The organism is Enterococcus sp. DIV1368b, assembly GCF_050529595.1.
Classification (GTDB): Bacteria; Bacillota; Bacilli; order Lactobacillales; family Enterococcaceae; genus Enterococcus_B; species Enterococcus_B mundtii.
The window spans coordinates 876,612-895,498 of sequence record NZ_CP172883.1 but is presented as its reverse complement, the minus strand read 5'-3'; the positions used below and the strand labels follow the sequence as shown (position 1 = coordinate 895,498).

The window sequence follows — 18,887 nt, the reverse complement described above, 5'->3', positions numbered from 1 at the left end:
TTGATTACTTTTAGTTTTACTCGAATGAAGCGAGGGCTAGGGATTTGACGGATCGTCATCGCCCATAGCCCCTACTTCGACTGTTTATTTCGGTTCGCCTGCTGCTGGGTCCATTTTATTTGCTGACATCACAAATGGTGCCCAAATCAGGAAGGTCACGACCATACATACTAATGTAACGATCGGTGCCCGCCAGTCTGCTCCTGTTGCAAGGAACGATAGCAAGAACGGTGGAACGACCCACGTCACTTGTTGAGATACCGGTGCGACTAATCCTAGATAAGTTGCCACCCAACCAATCGTTGTCGCAACAACTGGTGCGACTAAGAATGGAATAAACATGATTGCATTCAAGACGATTGGTAAACCAAACATGACTGGTTCATTGATATTGAAGATACCAGGTCCAATCGATAGTTTTGCTACAGTCAAGTAGTCAGCACGTTTTGATAATAGTAAGATAGCAATCAATAGAACGATTGTTCCACCTGACCCACCAAACCATGCAAAAGCATCAAATGAGCCACGTACCCACATGTACGCTTTACCATCTTCAATCGCATCTAATACTGCAGGTGTTCCTGTTTTACCATTGTAACCCTTTTGGAAGATATCGATGTTGATCAATTGTGCTTGACCCCAAATACCTTCTAATACTGGTGCTAATACGTTCGGACCATGGATACCAAAGAACCAGAAAATCTGAACGAAGATCGTAACGATCAATACAGCACCAAGACCTTGTGATAAGCCCAAGAAAGGTTCTGCAATATATTTTTGTACTAAATCAATGATCAGTTGACCATCTGCCACACGTCCAACAACATAATTAATGATAGCGATGACATATAATGAAATCGTTGCTGGTAGGATTGCTGCAAATGCTTTAGAAACTGCCGGTGGTACTGAGTCAGGCATTTTGATCGTGATATTAGCAAGCATCAATTTACAGAAAATGATAACAGAGATTGCACCCATGATCATTACTGTAAAGTAGGCGTTACCATTTAAATGATCAAGCTTCAACCATCCCCATAAACCAACTGATAGAGTGCCGTCAGCAATCGTTGCCCCGATTTCCGATCCATTGATCGCATCTGCCACATTTTGTGGAACATTGACATTCAATGCAGCTGATAACGACGGGCCAAAAGCGATTCCTTGGATCAACGTTGCTAAACCAACGATCCCTCCTGCTAAGTCATTTACGCCATAAGCACGGGCTAAATTATATCCCCATGAAAAGGCAAAAATCAGTCCTGCAATTGCTAGTGTACCATTCCAGACGAACCCATTGATGCCGATGATCACATTCAATACGGCAAAAAAACCTTTGTCTGCTGCTAAGCTGTCAGCATACGTACTAATAAATTGCTGTGGTAAATCACGAATAATTGCATTGATCATTACAGCTACTGATCCAGCCATTGTTGCAGGCATCGTACCGATAAAAGCGTCACGCAATGCCACTAAGTGCTTTTGCGCGCCGATTTTGCCGGCAACTGGAAGGATGTATTTTTCCATCCAACTTGTTAATCCATTCATTATTACTTCCTCCTATAAGTTTTTATATAAAGAATGACTCTTTATATCAAATTAAAAAAATCCGTTCAAAAATTTTTTTCTTCTTCCGTTCAAAAAAGAAGTGTTTTAGTTATTCAACGTAAGTTCTACGATATAAATCAATGATTTCTTTTGCAAGGTCTGTAAATGCGATCGATGTCATCAAGTGATCTTGACTATGCACAGTCAACAGCGTTACTTGCATATGATTTCCTTGTGCTTCTTGCGTGAGCATTTGAGTTTGTGAATGATGTGCTTCTACCAGAGAGGCTTCAGCATCGCGGATTTTTTGCTCCGCTAAATCAAAATCTCCTTTTTTCGCCGCAGAAATCGCTTCCATTGCATCGCTTTTTGCATTTCCACCATACATGATCAATCCCATGATGGCTTCTAGATTTTGTTGATCTTCCACTATTCTACCTCCAGCTTCACGTTTGATTATTTCATTAATTTTTCAGCTTGCTCAAGTACTTTTGCACCGTTCATCATGCCATAATCTTGCATGTTGATAACATCCAATGGAATTCCTTTTGGCGCTAATTTTTGTTCAAATTGTGCTTTCATAAAGCGAACTTGTGGACCTAATAATAGAACATCTACATTTTTTGATTCAAGGTTATTGTCAGCATCTGAAGCTGAAACCGCGAAGATATCTGCTTCCATTCCTTTTTCTTCTGCTGCTTTTTGCATTTTTGTTACTAATAAACTTGTACTCATTCCTGCAGAACATACTAACATGATTGTTTTTTTCTCCATTTTTTCCACTCCTTTAAATTTGGTTTTACACTATAACTATAATGCAAGAAGCATGCCAAACACTAAATAGCTAAAATAGCGTTTTCATAACGCTGATCAAATAAATACAGTGCACACACTAATGATTAGTGTGTGCACTGTGCAATTTCAATCATTTTTTTATTTTATTTTCTATAAACATTTGTGTGATAAAAGCAATCTCATGTTCCGGGATTTTCACACCATATTTACGTTCGATCCCAATCAAATTCGTTCGAACGATATCCATTTCTAAGCGATACATTTTTGCAAAAATCGGGAAATCATCAAATGTACGTAATTTTTCATGTTTGATCAGACCATCAATCAAAAAAGCAACATGGATCACGATACCCGTATCCACACCTGGTTCAACAATGATCGATAAGTCTGTTTGGATTTGTTGGATCGCTTTTTGCAAAGCTTGGATCAAACGCTCAACAGATGATATCGCATTCAATGAGTCTTTTAATGAATCAACAATTTTTGCTGTCGGAACTTCGTCATCTGCGATGCGTTTCAATGTATTGAGTTTTTCATCATCGAATACGTCATAGGCAGAAAAGAATGGGATATTTTGATAATCTACCTCAACAGTTCCGGCAATCGCCTTGATCTCATATTCTTCCAATAACGCATCAATGTGGCGTTTAAATGATTCACGTTCCAAAAACTGCATTTGGATCACTTCAACTTTATCCTGATTGATAACGGGTACGATTCGTTGATACAGTTTTGCGGCCACTCCTTCTCCAGTAAAACAAGTTACGATCACTGCTTTTTTCCGTTCGTTCAATTCCTGCTTTTCGATTTTAAATTGATCTTTGACAATCGATTCAAAAGACATTTGGATACTTTGGTAGATATCTTCTAAGCTTCTACCAACATTTGCCATCCGGATTGCTTCGATGACGATCATGGTACTGGTCATCGTGATTGCTTTTGTACGTATCCCCGTCTCTTCATAGATCAAATCGCTGAATGTATTCAGTGAACCCATATCAGTTAGTAGAATCAAGCCATTTGTTAAATTGCTTTGACGATTTTTTACATATTTCAATACTTCTTCATACATGGATTGAACTTCCATCTCTAATGGCATATTGAACGCTTGACCGATCGTTGTTCCGAGTAAAGCTTGTGCCATCTCCAACATACTTGAAGCAGTTTGTCGCCCGTGCATCAAGACTAACACGTCGACTTTATTTTCTTTGACTGGCTCACTTTCTCCGAGATTGATCGATAAAAACATACTGATAAAACCAATTTCATCAAATGGGATCTCTACTTGTTGATCTTCTTCAATGATCGTAGATAAATCGATCGCAACTTGAAATTCTTTTTTGAACTTCTTTCGTATATTATTCAAGTCAGGATGAACGATCATGTGACCATCTTTGACACGATCTAATGTACTTTGCAAATGTAAGGCAAACGCAAAGCGTGCTTTTTGGTTATAGATTCGATCTAATCGTTTCTCAGCGACATCATATAGCTCATTTGTCAAACGCCAGATGTCTTCTGGAAGTAAATCTTTAGGAATCGTACTTTTCGTCAATTCTTTGACGTACGTTTGAAAATAGGCATCGACATCTTTCGAGATCAACGCTTCAAGATCAATATTTTCGCCACCCGATTCAGAAAGCGACATCACCTTTTCTTCAATGTCATTGTACACTTGCATGTTTCTTTCTGGGTCCCTAGACCAAACCACATCAGCGAATCCTGGCTCAAACGTCAAATATTGACTCTTACTATCCATGAAGCGATCTAATCGTTCAGGGACTTCTTTGATTCGTAATAATCCTTTTTGGACTTGCAGGGATAACTCTTCTTTTCGAATGACTAATTTTTCTTCTTGGTGCATACGATAATGAAGGAATGACTTCGCACAGACTAATTTCAGGTCACGTTTTACTTGCCCGATATTTCCCTCTGCGTCGTATAACATAAAAGCTAAAATCGCTTCTTTTTCAATATCGATCCGTTGATTCAAGCGATTCGCTTCTTGCTTGATAAACAAGGAAATGATTTCATACCGCTCATCTAATGAACGAGAGGCCAGATTTGGCAAAGTGATTGCCATCGGTATCCTGCGGTTAAATGTCGTCAAAAAACTTTCAGATGATTCTGTCGTTGCTCCGATGATCTGAACAGACGCCTCATGGACTTGTGCGCTCTCCCCTAATGGGCGATAAACCCCTTTGTCGATAAACGTGAAGAGCATCTCTTGCCCTTCTGGAGGTAAGCGATGGATCTCATCTAAAAATAAGATCCCCCCATCTGCTTTAGCCATCAAACCTTGGCTATCTTGTGTTGCACCTGTATAGGCACCTTTTTTTATTCCGAAGATATGCCCAAACAACAACTGTGGGTTTTGCGCATAATCCGCACAATTAAATGAAATAAAGGGGGCATCTGGAGAAAGCATTTCCGAATCGATTGCAAAATGGTACATACATTCAGCAAACATCGATTTTCCAGTTCCTGTCTCCCCAAAAATAATCGTATGCAATCCTCTTGGCGGATATAAAATCGCTGCTTTTGCCTGTTGGATACTTACTTTTAATGATTCATTCTCCCCTACTAAGGTTTCAAAAGTGACTTGTGTAGAAGCGTCCACATGAACTTTATCTGAAGCTGTTTTTTTGGGAGGCATAGAATAAACTACAGGTCTGCCAGTGCTTTTCACGATGTAATGCGCTTTATATAAATCACTTAGATAACGGCTTGCATTACTACGATCAATCTCTAATTGCTTCGCAACATCTGTTGCTGTCAATCCTTTATGATTTTCCGTAAGTAAATCCAAGATTTCTTCCTGTCTTTCGTTCATGCTAACTCTCCTTTAACCAAACGACCTGTTTCCATTTTCAATATAATAACACAAAAAGGCGCTTATTTGCGCCTTGCTCCTTTATTTTTATCTTTTTTATGCTTGTTTTTGTGTTTTGTTTTCGGAGAAGAAGCAACTTTTTTTGTTACTGTTTCACTTGCTTCTTTTTTTCCTAATTCTTTCTTTTTTGGGAGCATTTTTGTTGGGGCTTTTTCAGGGGCTTCTGTCTGTAAGCCTCCCCCATAAATAAATAATTCAGTGAGTTCTGTTTCTGTTTGTCGAGCAATTTTTTTTAAATCTCTTAGTGTATGTTCATTCACAAAGGTGATGACTTGTCCTTGTTGCCCCATTCGACCAGTTCTACCTGCACGATGCAAATATGTTTCTTCTGTCATTGGCACGTCGACATTGACAACATAAGGAAGTTCAGCGATATCTAGCCCACGAGCAGCTACATCCGTTGATAACAACATGCTGATTTTGCCTTCTTTGAATTGAGTTAATGCCGCTTTGCGTAATAGCTTGTTTTGGTCAGATGCTAAACTCGCCACGCGGATTCCTCGATAACTCATTTTTTCTTCCATCATGCCTAACTCACTTAACTGGTTGAAAAAAACAAGACCTTGGAAACCTTCCACATGCGCTAATCGTCTTAGATAGTCCTCTGTTTTTCGAGCAGGGACACGTATAAAATAGTGACTAAGTCCTTTCCTTGAATCATCCATTTTTGTAACGTCGACCACTTTCAGCGATTGTTTTGTCAATGATTCGATTTGCTGGATGGAACGATCGGCTGTTGCTGAAAAGAAAGCTAACTGGTAGTCCGTGGGCGCTTGATGAACGATTTGATCAATAAATGGTCGATTTCCTTCATCAAAAAGTTGATCTGCCTCGTCAAATACGATTGTTTTGATTTGATGAGCCTTTATTTTTTTTTGTTTCATCAACTCTAATACACGACCTGGTGTGCCTACCAATACTTCCGGTTTCTTTTTTAGCCCTTCGATTTGGCGTTTGACATTTGCGCCGCCCACAACAGATTGGATAGAGATTGCTAAATCTTTTGCCCATTCTCTAGTGACCTCTGCAACTTGGATCGCCAATTCTTGAGAAGAAGCAAGGATCAACAAAGTACTTGCCTCACCTTTTTTCACATTCAATAGCAAAGGCCATAGATAAGCTAAGGTCTTACCAGAACCGGTTGGAGAAACAGCAATCAAGCTTTTGCCTTCTTTTAAGTCGGTGAATACTTCTTGTTGGATAAACGATGGGACAGTGAACCCTTTTTCTTCCCATTTGTTTTGCCAATTAGTTGGAAAATGTTTTACAAAATCAGTCATTACTCAGTTCCCTCTTTATCTGCATCGAATTCGATCCCTCCACTGATTCGCAAATCATAAACGACTTGATTCACGTTTCGTGCAAGTTCGACCCATTCTTCATACTGTAATCCCCATTGTGGATCTTTAGGGTTCATGATCACATTCGCAAAATCTTCTGCCTCTTCACTCATTGGATTTTCAGAAGCAACGATCTCTAATTTTTCGATTTGTTCGTGGTTACGATCATGGTATTCTGCTTGCTCAATTGCATTGACGCCATTCATGATCACCGTTCCACTATCAAAATAAATCTCGGAAGGTAGATATGAATCACCGATCTTGCCCGGTTGGATCGCCACATCAAAAGTAGCATATCTTAAAATTCCCCAACCTAATCCATCAACGCCTGTGGCTATTTTTCTAGGGAAATAATGAACTTCTTGCGGCTTGCCAAACCAACCTACAGCTGCATAAACGAGGTAAACGCCGAGATCCATCATTGCGCCACCTGAAAAACGCGGAGAGAAAATATTCGGTTCTTCCCCATCTAACACTTGATCATAACGAGAAGAATATTTCATATAGCTGAAATTCGCGCCAATGATCTCATCTTTCAAAGGTAAAAATTCAGCAATTTTTTTAAACCCAGCTTCATGGATATTTCGCGCGGCTTCAAAGAAAAAGACTTTCTCTTGATTGGCTAAATGAATGATTTCTTCCATTTCTTTTGGCGTACTAAATGCCGGTTTTTCTACAATTACATTTTTTCCAGCCAAAATTGCTTGCTTCGCATGTTGAAAATGCAAACTGTTTGGCGAAGCAATATAGACGGTATCCATATGTTCTAACTCAAAAAAAACAGTTAAATCTGTTGCGAATGCGATATCGCCTTCATATTCTGCGCCAAATTGTTGCGCCTTTTCTAAATGTCTTGAATAAACAGCTGTTAATTCATACTTACGTGTCGCTAATGCTGCTTGAACAAATTGATGGGTAATCCAATTTGTGCCGATTATACCTAAATGGATCATCTTTACGCCTTCTTTCTATAAATTAGGATCTTCAAAAACTGTATTTAGGTCAAATGGGATTGCTTGTTTCAATACCACTTGTTTTTCTGTTACTTGACAATTATATACGATTACTTGAACACCTGCTTGCTGAGCCAAACGAAAAGCAGTGGCTAATTCTGGTTGCATCTGCTCATGGATCGTTGCTTGATGCAAGTGTTCAAATTGTGCAATAAAAAGAATATAGGCCTCATAGCCTTCTTGATGCGCGCGGATCAATTCATTGACGTGTTTAAGTCCACGAATGGTCGGTGCATCGGGAAAAGCACCTATTGCTTTGTTTTCCAGAGTCATCCCTTTGACTTCTACAAATGCTTTTTGTCCGCAACTTGTTTCTAAATAAATATCGAATTTAGACTTGCCAAAGGTCACTTCACGTTTGTAGAACACAATATCACCATTTAAATTTGGTAAGTGGATCGTCCCATCTAAAATCCCATCAACCGCTAATCGGTTTGGTAACTGACTATCGATATTGAACCACTGCTGCTCTTTTTTAACAGCAATCAGATCATACGCAGTTTTACGCTTTGTTCCAGGAATGTGTACTAACGCCACCTCTGCACCAGGAAGCAATAACTCTTTGCCTCTACCTGTATTCTTAACATGGGTTTTGACTACTTCTCCTTTTTTGTTCAAACAAAAAGAAATAAAGCGATTTGGTCTTTCAATGAAGTAAGCAATTTCAACATCTTGGTACTCCAATAGTGATCACCTGTCTCCCTACTACTGTATCCTACCATATTTTTACTAAAAACACTTGAAAAACCAGTCGAAAGTCTTAGAGAAATCATGCACGTTCTTTAGTAAACTATAAGAAAAGGGACAATAAGCAAAATATGCTTTTATCATAAATGAAGACAAAGGAGTGGAAAAAATGAAAAAAAGAATCCTCTATATTCTACTTGCCGGTATCGCAACACTTGCTGGAAAAAAAGTACTCGATCATAAAAAGAAAGAAGCACAGGTCGATCATCTGGATAAATACTGTGGAACTTGGTCATTTACAGATACCAGCCAAACACACCATGAACTGACCATTCATTCTGATTATTCTTTTTGGCTTGATGACCGTTCTTTAGGAACACTATTAGTCGAAGTTACTTCCGAAAAATTGATAGTTAGAGATCAGTACGGCTTTTACCTAACGTTTTCTTACAACGACATGTTACTGTACGATGAAGCAAACGATTCCGCTTATTTGTTATCAAAAAAATCATGATTATCCTAGCTTAGTAGATGATACACTGCCAATTACTTCATTAACGTACTTCTTTTTTATAAAAACAAGACGAAGGGTTTAGAAAATTGCTGTTTTCTAAACTCTTTGTCTCGTTTTACAAGTTTCATCCATGCAACTTCCTCTAGGTCACAACGATCGAACAAATTATGCTATGATAAGATCAAAGTACTTTTCAACTAGTGGCTATTTGATCACTGCACATCTCAAACAACTACTTGGAAAGATGGACGAACGATTGAATACGAAAAAAAAACCGACATTTCCGTCCTATTTTTTTCTCATAAAATAGTCAATTTGTGTTTTTTTTGTTACACTTACAAGTGATGGTTTCTTACCATGAAAGGATGATCGCATATGACACCAAACCGAGAAGATTATTTAAAAATCATTCTGGAATTAGGCGGTGACACAACTAAAGTCAACAATAAACAAATCGTTTCTAGCCTAGCAGTGTCACCTGCTTCAGTAAGCGAAATGATTTCTAAACTCGTCAAAGAAAAACTAGTCGAACACTCTCCTTACCAAGGTGTACAATTGACTGATAGTGGACTGATAAAAGCAAGTAGCCTGATACGTAAACATCGATTATGGGAAGTTTTTTTAGTCGAACATTTAGATTACAACTGGAATGAAGTCCATGACGATGCAGAAGTACTTGAGCATGTGACTTCTGAACAGCTTGCGGATCATTTAGAAAGTTATTTAAATCATCCTAAACATTGTCCTCACGGAGGCATTATTCCTGAAAAAGAACAGGTTGTCCATGAAGAGCGTCGTCAAACACTTGAGTCCTATCCAGTCGGTACAAAAATTCGGATCGCTCGTGTCCTTGATGAAAAGGAATTATTAGACTATTTAGTCACAATCGATGTCAATATTGATGAAACTTATGAAATCACTGATGTAGCGGCCTATGAAGGACCAATCACCATCCAAAATAAAACCAAAAAAATTCCTGTCAGCTTTAAAGCCGCCAGCACAATTTTTGTCGATAAACTGTAAAGGAGATTACCCAAATAATGAATGAAAAAAACGTATTATTTACTATATTTGGTGGTACAGGAGATTTAGCACAACGTAAATTGTATCCTTCACTTTTTCGTTTATACAAAAAAGGTAACTTGAGTGAACATTTTGCTGTGATCGGTACAGCACGTCGTCCTTGGAGTGATGAACACTATCGTGAAGTGGTTAAAGGAACAATCGAAACATTAAATCCTTCTGCCGAAGAAGCCGAACGATTTGCTAGCCATTTTTATTATCAATCTCATGATGTCAATGATTCTTCTCATTACCAAACATTAAAAGAATTATCTGATCGTTTAGATGAAAAATACCACTTGAATGGTAATCGAATGTACTATTTAGCTATGGCTCCTCAATTTTTTGGCACGATCGTTTCACATTTGAAATCTCAGAAAATCATCACTGAAACTGGCTTCAACCGATTGATTATCGAAAAACCTTTTGGTTCTGATTTCCATTCTGCATTTGAATTGAATGAAAAAATTCGACAAGCCTTTCCAGAAGACGATATTTTCCGTATCGACCATTACTTAGGTAAAGAAATGATTCAAAATATCTCTGCGATTCGCTTTGCCAATAATATTTTTGAGTCTCAATGGAACAATCGTTACATCGACAACATCCAAATCACTTTTGGTGAAAGTTTAGGTGTCGAAGATCGTGGCGGCTACTATGATCACAGCGGTGCGTTAAAAGACATGGTCCAAAATCATATCCTTCAAGTATTAGCATTACTCGCGATGGAACCGCCTGTTGCCTTTTCCGAAAAAGAAATCCGATCAGAAAAAATCAAAGCGTTAAAAGCTATTCGTATTTATGAAAAAAAAGAAGTCTTAGAAAATTTTGTACGTGGGCAATATGCTGCAGGTCAATTAGATGATCAGACATTCAAAGGCTACCGTGAAGAAGACAACGTTGATCCACAATCGACAACTGAAACATTTGTTGCTGGAAAATTTACGATCGATAATTTCCGTTGGTCTGGCGTACCGTTTTATGTACGTACTGGGAAACGTCTTACTGAAAAAGGTACACGAATCAATATTGTCTTTAAACAAGTACCTGTCAATGTATTTAAAACATCGATCGACGAACCTTGTAATGATCCAACGTTACCACCAAATGTTTTGACTATCTATATTCAACCAACAGAAGGTTTTTCATTTACATTAAATGGAAAAAAAGTTGGTCAAGGCTTCGCCACCGATCCAATCAAACTGGAATATCGCAATAGTGCTGAAATGGTCGAAAATAGTCCTGAAGCGTATGAAAAGCTTATGTTAGATGCATTGAACGGTGATAGCACCAACTTCTCTCATTGGGAAGAAGTCGCACAATCTTGGCATATCGTTGACGTGATCCGCCAAGTTTGGGATCAAGTACAACCAGATTTCCCGAATTATAAAGCTGGTTCTATGGGTCCTGAAGCAGCATTCGAGCTTTTAGAAAAAGACGGGTTCGAATGGATCTGGCAACCAGATCATTGGTACCGTGAACGCGGTAAATTGGATTAGTGACCAATCATTTGCTATTCGCTTAAAAATACTCTTTGATGTAATAAAAACAACCAAACACAAAATGTGTTTGGTTGTTTTTTACTAACTTTTATTCAAAACCTTCTGCGACTGCTTCTGGATAGAATTCTTCAACAAGTTGTGCGCAACGTCCGCATAAGTGTGGTAATTTTTCATCAGTGCCAACATCTTTACGGATTTGACGGCAACGATCACACGTTTCACCTTCTGCTTTTTCGACTAAAATCGCTACATCATCAAAGACTAAAGCATTTTCAGGCGCTTCAGTGTTTTCTGGCATAATCGTAAAGTAGTCTGGTGAGACGATCAATAACTGAGGAATGTCAGCATCAACTGCTGTCAATAATTGATTCACCTGTTGATTTGGATAGATCGTTAATTTTGCTTCTAATGATTTTCCGATCAATTTACTATTTCTTGCTTCTTCTAGTGCTTTTAAGACTTTATCACGGAAATCCATGAAGGCCGCCCATGTATCTAATAACTCATCTTGGTTAGGATATTCAACATATCCTGGTAGCTCACTTAATTGAACATAAGCTTCCTCTTCTTTTAAGAATGACCAGATTTCCTCTGTTGTGTGAGGAATGATCGGTGTCAGTAATTTTGTTAATGAAACAGCTGTTTCGTAAAAAACAGTTTGCATACAACGACGTTGATGATCATTTTCTGCTTCAATATAAACAACATCTTTTGCAAAATCAAGATAGAAAGAAGAAAGATCAACTGTTAAGAAATTCATCACTGTGCGATAGATTTGCATAAAGTTATACTTATCATATCCTTCTTCACGAATTTCTTTGATGACTTGATTTAAACGAACTGTCATATATTTATCAACTGAACGACGATCTTCATACGCTACTGCATCTTTCTTAGGGTCAAAATCATCCGTATTTGCTAATAGGAAACGCATCGTATTTCGGATTTTCCGATAAACTTCAGCAACTTGTCCTAAAATATCCATAGACACACGAACATCTGCTTCGTAGTCCACACTAGATACCCATAGACGTAGAATATCCGCACCAAATTGTTTGATCACTTTATCTGGAACGATCGTATTGCCTAATGATTTACTCATTTTTCGACCTTCGCCATCTAACGTGAAGCCTTGGGATAAAACTGATTTGTATGGCGCAACACCATTGATCGCTACACTTGTAGTGATACTTGAATTGAACCAACCACGATATTGATCTGAACCTTCAAGATACATATCTGCTGGGAAAGATAACTCAGGGCGTTGACGTAAAACAGCTTCATGAGAAGAACCTGAATCAAACCAGACGTCCATGATATCTGTTTCTTTCGTAAATTCGCCATTTGGTGATCCTGGATGCGTAAAGCCTTCAGGCAGTAAATCCTTCGCTTCTTTTTCAAACCAAATGATTGAGCCATGGGCCGCAAATAATTCAGCGACATGTTCAATAGTCTCAGGTGTAATGATCGCTTCGCCATTTTCAGCATAAAAAATTGGTAGTGGGACGCCCCAAGCACGTTGGCGTGAGATGACCCAATCGCCGCGATCACGTACCATATTGTAAAGACGTGTTTTTCCCCATGGAATGATCCAATCAACTTTTTCCACTTCATCAAGAATGTTTTGGCGGAAATCATTGATTGAAGCAAACCATTGTGGTGTTGCACGATAAATGACAGGTTTTTTAGTACGCCAGTCATGTGGGTAACTATGGGTGAAGAAATCCAATTTCAACAAGGCACCTTTTTCTTGTAATAGATCCGTGATCATTGGATTTGCTTTGTCATAAAAGATTCCTTCAAATCCAGGTGCTTCATCCGTAAATACACCTTTAGAATCAACGGGAGAAACCACAGGTAAATTGTAACGATTTCCTGCAATATAGTCATCTTCCCCATGTCCAGGTGCGGTGTGGACTAATCCAGTACCTGCATCCAAGGTCACGTGATCTCCTAAGATCACTAAAGATTCACGTTCATAGAATGGATGTGTCGCTGTCATGTATTCCATCTCTTGTCCTGCAAATTCTTTTAAGACTACGACTGTTTCCCAGCCAATTGCCTGTTGCACCGTTTCCATCAAATCTTTGGCAACGACAAATTTGCGACCATCAGCTTCTACTAAGACATACGTAAATGTTGGGTTTACAGCAATCCCTTGGTTAGCTGGCAATGTCCATGGTGTCGTTGTCCAAATAACGAAAGCAGTATCTTCTTCCAAAAGACCTTTGCCATCCTTCACAGTGAAAGCGACATAGATAGAAGGAGATTTGACATCTTTATATTCAATTTCAGCTTCAGCTAATGAGGATTCACTAGATGGTGACCAGTAAATTGGTTTTAATCCTTTGTAGATATACCCTTTTTCAGCCATTTTACCAAACACACGGATCTGTGCAGCTTCATAGGAAGGATCTAAAGTGACATAAGGATTTTCCCAATCACCAGCAACACCTAAACGTTTAAAGTCTTCCCGTTGTTTGTCTACTTGTGAAAGGGCGTATTCACGACATTTTTCCAAGTATTCAGCCATCGTCATTTCTTTTCTTTTGATCCCTTTGTTCGTCAAGACTTGCTCAATCGGCAAGCCATGCGTATCCCAACCGGGAACGTACGGCGCACGAAAACCAGACATTGATTTTGAACGGATGATGATATCTTTACTAATTTTGTTTAAAGAATGCCCTAAATGGATATTTCCGTTTGCATACGGAGGACCATCATGAAGAATAAAGCTTGGTTTGCCTTCATTCAACGCTTGTCTTTGTTGATAGATTTGATTTTCTTCCCATTCTTTTTGCCACTCACCTTCACGGTTCGGCAAATTCCCACGCATAGGAAAACTTGTTTTTCCTAGTTGCAAGGTTTCTTTCATTTTCATACAAACACTCCTTAACTATAGTTTACAGAACGCAAAAAAGCATGTTCATCCTAGGGACGAACATGCCGTGGTACCACCCAAATTTAGTTACAATCGTAACTCTCGAAGACCGATAACGAGGTCAGCCGCTATTTCTTACTGTCGTTCAGAAATAAAGCAAGTAGAGGATCTTTCACTTTGCAGGGTCTTACCAATCTTACACTGTCATTGGCTCGCTTTAAGAATGTCAAAATGCTTTTCTGTTCTACTCTTCTTCGTATTCTCCAGGAATGATCGAAAGATCGATTGCTTGCGTATCAAAAGCAGTCACTGGAGACTCGTATACTCCTGTTTCAGAGTGTACATCACTTTCAATTTCATTGTCAAGCTGTTTTGCCAAAACTTCTTTGATTACTTCATGGCTGTCTGTTACATAACTCGAGAATGGTTGTAAGATTTCATCCCATTCTGGACTTTTCACTTGTTCAAGTTGTGATTCCAACATCAAGCTGATTCGTTGATGGAATACACGTGTTTTCTTTTTCAAATCTTCTGTTTCTGTAGCCAATTGTCTTGCTTTTTCAGTCGCATCTGTCAAGATACGGCGGGCTTTTTCTTCTGCATCCGTTGTTAATTGGTGTGCGCGTTTTTCAGCGTTTGCTACCATTTCGTCTGCTTTATTTTGTGCAGAAGTCACGATCACTTCTGATTCTTTACTTGCGCTTGTTTTTACTTTGTCGGCTGTATCTTGTGCCACAATGATCGATTGATTCAACGCATCTTTCAGTTCATTGAAGTATTCAAGTTTTTCTTCTGAATGCTTCACTGCTTTTTCTAACTCACGATTTCTTTGTGTTACTTCTTCGTAATCACGAACAACTAAATCTAAGAAATCATCTACTTCGTCTTGATTATATCCCCGCATTTTTGTTGGGAATGTTTTATTTTGAATATCTAATGGAGTTAAAGCCATGAGTAAACCACCTTCTTGTTTTATTTACGTAATACACCAAACAACACCCTGCACTTGTCTTTCTTTGTTTTCCCCTCAAGGTCTTGGATTTGTATTCTACCATATCCTCTGATCGAAACAATATCTAATAACTCAAGCAAAAAATCCGGTTTTGTATTTTCTGTCCAATTAACTTTTACTTTCCCCGATTCGATCAGCTGCTTTGAACGCTGTCTTGAAATATTATAAATTTCCGAAATCACACTATCCAGTCTAAGTGAACTGACCGTACCTCTTTCTTGAGTCCAGCTGTCTTTTGGCAAGATCATATCTGTGTAATTGATCTCCTCTAAGCGAACAGCCACTTTCCCGATTTTAGTCACTTGATTAACGACAAAATGATCGATTTCGTCTGCAATGAAAACTTGCCATCGGTCATCATCTGAAATAATATCACCGAAGTAAGAACGTTTAATCCCTGTGCCAACTAGTGTACCTAAAATCTTTCCATGACTCAAACTGGCAAATTTACTTGGGTAATGGATTTCATATAACGACATTTCAAAATCATCGTCAACTGGTTCATAGTAGTCTGGGAAAATCAAGCATCTTTTTCGTTCTGCTTGCTCATAGCCACCGTATAATTGAAAACGCAAGTCACTATTTTGGCGAATCAAGGTCTCTAAGATGTAACATTGTCTTGGATCAAGAAATTCTGTCAGATAAGGTGCATACTGACTTTGGACCTGTTCGATCCAATCTCCGACAGAGTCAATAAACGGACGTTCATCTACTCGGAAATGCTGATACACATTCGTATCCACTTGATTCCCTCCTATATATCCCTGGTTGTTCTACACTAAATAGCGAACGTAATCATCCATAAAACGATATGCTGCAATCCTTGGACAGCAAGATTTAAAATCACAATTGATGCTAAGACAGTAAAATCCATTGGTCCAAATCTTAAAGGCAAACGATCGAATAGGCTGATATATGGTTCACAAATCTTTGCTAATATACGCCCAAGGCTAGATTGATACCCTCCTGGAAACCAAGATAGTAACGCATAAACTACTAGGATCATGCTATAAAAGTATGCAGCACGTGAAATTAAATTAAGTAACATAAAAAGAATATAAATGTTTGCTCCTCCTCTTTACAGATCAAACATACTTCCATCTGCGAAAGATTGAGCCGTTGAACTATCGATTTCCAGACCAGCTGGTGTGCAAAGGAAAATCTCATCACCTACTCGTTTGATATCGCCGTCTAACGCATAGACTGTGCCTGTTAGGAAATCCACGATACGTCGAGCCTGCTTTTCTTCTACTAACCGAAAGTTGACTAATGTTGCTTCTCCCGCAATGATCCTTTTAGCAATCGTCATTGCTTCAGAGTAGGCACGAGGTTCCATCACTGTGATTTTTCCTGCTAACTGTGTGTTAGGTTGAACAGATGGTCTCGTTTGTCGTTGGTCTTTTTGCGTATTTTTTGTAGAAGTTTGATGTAATTCGATGACTTTTTTTGTTTCGTTCGTCGGCGCATTCTCACGACCAACCGGACGAGATGTCGTCGTTGGGCGTTGTTTTTTTTCAATCGGCTGTGAAACAGCTGGAGAATGTTGTTGATACTGTGTGTTTGATTTAGTTGGTTGCTTAGCAACCTGTTGTTGTTCAGGATAATCTTCGTATTCGTACTCTTCTTCATCAGCTAATCCGAAAAAATTAGCAATTGCTCCCCTGTTTAAAAGTGGCATTATTCTTCCTCCTCGTCTTTGAATAGCGCTGTTCCTACACGGATAAATGTAGCTCCTTCTTCAATTGCAAGTTGAAAATCTTGGCTCATCCCCATGCTCAGTTCGGTACATGGTGCATGTGTGTATTGTTTTGATTGGGCAAGATCACGCAATTCTCTCAGCGTTTCAAACACTTTACGAATTTGTTCAGCAGAAGCGTCCTTCGGTGCCATAGTCATAAGTCCCACTACCTGTATATTTGGATAGGCTGCTAAAGATTCTAAGAAAGGCAGAAGCTCTGCTGGTGAGATACCGTGTTTCGATACTTCACCAGACACATTGACTTCCACAAAACAAGCTAATTGTTTTTCTAATCTTTTTTGGATTTCTTCTGCTAATTTCAAACTGTCTAACGCATGAAAGTAATCAATTTCATTTACAATCAATTTTACCTTTCTGCGTTGTAAATTACCAATTAAATGCCACTTCACTTCAGAATATTTAAGCAAATCTTGTTTTTTTTGCAACAATTTATCGACACGATTTTCTGCACAATGTGTGACTCCAGCATTGATTAATTCTTCAGTTTGGAGTGATTCTACAGATTTTGTAACAGCTACTAATGTCACTTCTTTCGGGTCACGATGAACAAGAGCACACGAATCCTGAATGTCTTGCTTGATATTCTGCAAGTTGTCAGCAATCATGTGCTCTTCCTCCTTTTATTTTTTACGACGGAAAAACGGCGGTGTATTCAATTCGTCGTCACCTTTTGTTTTTGTTTCTTCACGATTGAATGTATCAAATTCTTTTTTCTCAATAGTTTCGTAATTAGACTCATCCACTTTTGGACGAACATTTTGTTCGCGACGGATGTCCCAATCACCAAAACTGCTTTCATCTTCAGCAGTAATTGGTTTTGCTTGGTCCATGTCTAATCGATTGCTTTGAGCAGAAGATTGCGTTTGAGTTGACGTTTGTCTAGCTGGACGACTAGACTTTCGTTCCTTTTTTGTTTCATCAATACCTGTAGCAATGACCGTTACACGGATTTCATCGCCCATTTCTTCATTGATCGATGTACCTAAGATGATATTTACATCGCCAGTTGCTGCATTTGCTACGATATCTGAAGCATCTTGTGCTTCGAATAACGTCATATCCAAGCCACCAGTGATGTTCAATAGGACTTGTTCTGCCCCATCGATCGATGTTTCTAATAATGGAGAAGAGATTGCTTTCTTCGTTGCTTCGATCACGCGTTCTTCACCGCTTGCTACTCCGATACCCATCAAAGCAGTACCTTGGTTTGCCATGACTGTTTTTACATCAGCAAAATCCAAGTTTACGTAACCTGGTGCAGTGATTAGATCAGAGATACCTTGCACACCTTGGCGTAAGACATTATCTGCCTCACGGAATGCTTCAAGCATTGGTGTCTTTTTGTCAACGACTTCAAGAAGACGGTTGTTTGAGATGATCAATAATGTATCAACATTTTCTTTCAAACGTGCGATACCTTCCGCAGCGAAACGGCCACGTTTTGGTCCTTCAAATGTAAATGGACGAGTGACAACACCTACTGTCAATGCGCCTAATTCTCTAGCGATTCCAGCAACGATCGGTGCAGCACCAGTACCAGTTCCACCACCCATACCAGCAGTGATGAAGATCATGTCTGCGCCTTCTAATGCTTCACGTAAAGATTGTTCACTCTCTTCAGCTGCTTTTTGACCAACTTCTGGTTGTGAACCTGCTCCTAAACCACGTGTGTATTTAGGGCCTAATTGGATCACTGTTTCAGCTTTTGAATTTTTTAATGCTTGAACGTCTGTGTTGGCAGTGATAAACTCAACACCTTTAACGTTTTCTTCAATCATACGGTTTACAGCGTTTCCGCCTCCACCACCGACGCCGATTACTTTGATGACTGCGCCGTCATTGATGTTATTATCAATTGAGAATTCCATGTTTTTTTCCTCCCAC

General features: G+C 39.0%; 17 protein-coding genes. 3 read left to right on the top strand and 14 right to left on the bottom strand.

Going from position 1 to position 18,887, the window contains the following annotated elements; all coding sequences use genetic code 11:
• Positions 1-84: 84 nt before the first annotated feature.
• From IGJ19_RS04200 to sfsA, 7 genes are all read right to left on the bottom strand, one after another.
• Entirely contained in the window at positions 85-1,545 is a 1,461-nt protein-coding gene (locus IGJ19_RS04200) for a PTS sugar transporter subunit IIC (protein WP_074799787.1), read from the bottom strand.
• Between the two features lie 109 nt (positions 1,546-1,654).
• Positions 1,655-1,975: a PTS lactose/cellobiose transporter subunit IIA gene (locus IGJ19_RS04195; protein WP_010735962.1), complete on the bottom strand. Its 321-nt coding sequence runs from the start codon at positions 1,973-1,975 to the stop codon at positions 1,655-1,657.
• A 26-nt stretch (positions 1,976-2,001) separates the two neighbouring features.
• Positions 2,002-2,319, bottom strand: a complete 318-nt coding sequence (locus IGJ19_RS04190) for a PTS sugar transporter subunit IIB (protein ID WP_010735963.1) — start codon at positions 2,317-2,319, stop codon at positions 2,002-2,004.
• A gap of 151 nt (positions 2,320-2,470) precedes the next feature.
• Positions 2,471-5,173 (bottom strand): sigma 54-interacting transcriptional regulator, encoded by a 2,703-nt coding sequence (locus IGJ19_RS04185; RefSeq protein WP_071865943.1) that lies wholly within the window; start codon positions 5,171-5,173, stop codon positions 2,471-2,473.
• A gap of 62 nt (positions 5,174-5,235) precedes the next feature.
• Positions 5,236-6,513 carry a DEAD/DEAH box helicase gene (locus IGJ19_RS04180; RefSeq protein ID WP_071865942.1) on the bottom strand — a complete coding sequence of 426 codons (1,278 nt, stop codon included), beginning with the start codon at positions 6,511-6,513 and terminating at the stop codon, positions 5,236-5,238.
• Positions 6,513-7,526, bottom strand: a complete 1,014-nt coding sequence (locus IGJ19_RS04175; protein WP_010735966.1) for a Gfo/Idh/MocA family protein — start codon at positions 7,524-7,526, stop codon at positions 6,513-6,515. The genes IGJ19_RS04180 and IGJ19_RS04175 overlap by 1 nt, the downstream gene beginning before the upstream one ends.
• Before the next feature lie 15 nt (positions 7,527-7,541).
• Positions 7,542-8,270, bottom strand: a complete 729-nt coding sequence (gene sfsA / locus IGJ19_RS04170; protein WP_071865940.1) for a DNA/RNA nuclease SfsA — start codon at positions 8,268-8,270, stop codon at positions 7,542-7,544.
• A 172-nt stretch (positions 8,271-8,442) separates the two neighbouring features.
• Between sfsA and IGJ19_RS04165 the strand changes: the two genes are divergently transcribed.
• The 3 genes from IGJ19_RS04165 (at position 8,443) to zwf (ending at position 11,348) form a co-directional block, all read left to right on the top strand.
• Complete coding sequence (locus IGJ19_RS04165) at positions 8,443-8,787, top strand: DUF4828 domain-containing protein (RefSeq protein WP_071865939.1); 345 nt, start codon at positions 8,443-8,445, stop codon at positions 8,785-8,787.
• A 375-nt stretch (positions 8,788-9,162) separates the two neighbouring features.
• Positions 9,163-9,810 carry a metal-dependent transcriptional regulator gene (locus IGJ19_RS04160; protein ID WP_071865938.1) on the top strand — a complete coding sequence of 216 codons (648 nt, stop codon included), beginning with the start codon at positions 9,163-9,165 and terminating at the stop codon, positions 9,808-9,810.
• A 14-nt stretch (positions 9,811-9,824) separates the two neighbouring features.
• On the top strand, positions 9,825-11,348 hold the full coding sequence (zwf, locus tag IGJ19_RS04155; RefSeq protein ID WP_176285305.1) for a glucose-6-phosphate dehydrogenase: 1,524 nt from the start codon (positions 9,825-9,827) through the stop codon (positions 11,346-11,348).
• Positions 11,349-11,439: 91 nt separating this feature from the next.
• Here zwf and ileS read toward each other — a convergent pair whose 3' ends face one another.
• From ileS to ftsZ, 7 genes are all read right to left on the bottom strand, one after another.
• Entirely contained in the window at positions 11,440-14,232 is a 2,793-nt protein-coding gene (gene ileS, locus IGJ19_RS04150) for an isoleucine--tRNA ligase (RefSeq protein ID WP_142432951.1), read from the bottom strand.
• Between the two features lie 244 nt (positions 14,233-14,476).
• Positions 14,477-15,184, bottom strand: coding sequence for a DivIVA domain-containing protein (locus IGJ19_RS04145; RefSeq protein ID WP_019722916.1), 708 nt, complete (start codon positions 15,182-15,184; stop codon positions 14,477-14,479).
• Between the two features lie 20 nt (positions 15,185-15,204).
• Positions 15,205-15,987, bottom strand: a complete 783-nt coding sequence (locus tag IGJ19_RS04140; protein WP_065095675.1) for an RNA-binding protein — start codon at positions 15,985-15,987, stop codon at positions 15,205-15,207.
• Between the two features lie 35 nt (positions 15,988-16,022).
• Positions 16,023-16,292 (bottom strand): YggT family protein, encoded by a 270-nt coding sequence (locus IGJ19_RS04135; RefSeq protein WP_071865935.1) that lies wholly within the window; start codon positions 16,290-16,292, stop codon positions 16,023-16,025.
• A 30-nt stretch (positions 16,293-16,322) separates the two neighbouring features.
• Positions 16,323-16,922, bottom strand: a complete 600-nt coding sequence (locus tag IGJ19_RS04130) for a cell division protein SepF (protein WP_065095674.1) — start codon at positions 16,920-16,922, stop codon at positions 16,323-16,325.
• Positions 16,922-17,608 (bottom strand): YggS family pyridoxal phosphate-dependent enzyme, encoded by a 687-nt coding sequence (locus tag IGJ19_RS04125; RefSeq protein WP_071865934.1) that lies wholly within the window; start codon positions 17,606-17,608, stop codon positions 16,922-16,924. The genes IGJ19_RS04130 and IGJ19_RS04125 overlap by 1 nt, the downstream gene beginning before the upstream one ends.
• 15 nt (positions 17,609-17,623) lie before the next feature.
• Complete coding sequence (gene ftsZ / locus IGJ19_RS04120) at positions 17,624-18,871, bottom strand: cell division protein FtsZ (RefSeq protein WP_010735977.1); 1,248 nt, start codon at positions 18,869-18,871, stop codon at positions 17,624-17,626.
• Between the last annotated feature and the right edge of the window lie 16 nt (positions 18,872-18,887).

Bases quoted from the DNA above. Each gene is read 5' to 3' on its own strand.
- IGJ19_RS04185 (WP_071865943.1), bottom strand. From the start codon at position 5,173: ATGAACGAAAGACAGGAAGAAATCTTGGATTTACTTACGGAAAATCAT.
- IGJ19_RS04190 (WP_010735963.1), bottom strand. From the start codon at position 2,319: ATGGAGAAAAAAACAATCATGTTAGTATGTTCTGCAGGAATGAGTACA.
- IGJ19_RS04160 (WP_071865938.1), top strand. From the start codon at position 9,163: ATGACACCAAACCGAGAAGATTATTTAAAAATCATTCTGGAATTAGGC.
- IGJ19_RS04125 (WP_071865934.1), bottom strand. From the start codon at position 17,608: ATGATTGCTGACAACTTGCAGAATATCAAGCAAGACATTCAGGATTCG.
- IGJ19_RS04130 (WP_065095674.1), bottom strand. From the start codon at position 16,922: ATGCCACTTTTAAACAGGGGAGCAATTGCTAATTTTTTCGGATTAGCT.
- ftsZ (WP_010735977.1), bottom strand. From the start codon at position 18,871: ATGGAATTCTCAATTGATAATAACATCAATGACGGCGCAGTCATCAAA.
- IGJ19_RS04175 (WP_010735966.1), bottom strand. From the start codon at position 7,526: ATGATCCATTTAGGTATAATCGGCACAAATTGGATTACCCATCAATTT.
- IGJ19_RS04145 (WP_019722916.1), bottom strand. From the start codon at position 15,184: ATGGCTTTAACTCCATTAGATATTCAAAATAAAACATTCCCAACAAAA.
- IGJ19_RS04165 (WP_071865939.1), top strand. From the start codon at position 8,443: ATGAAAAAAAGAATCCTCTATATTCTACTTGCCGGTATCGCAACACTT.
- IGJ19_RS04200 (WP_074799787.1), bottom strand. From the start codon at position 1,545: ATGAATGGATTAACAAGTTGGATGGAAAAATACATCCTTCCAGTTGCC.
- ileS (WP_142432951.1), bottom strand. From the start codon at position 14,232: ATGAAAATGAAAGAAACCTTGCAACTAGGAAAAACAAGTTTTCCTATG.
- IGJ19_RS04180 (WP_071865942.1), bottom strand. From the start codon at position 6,513: ATGACTGATTTTGTAAAACATTTTCCAACTAATTGGCAAAACAAATGG.
- IGJ19_RS04135 (WP_071865935.1), bottom strand. From the start codon at position 16,292: ATGTTACTTAATTTAATTTCACGTGCTGCATACTTTTATAGCATGATC.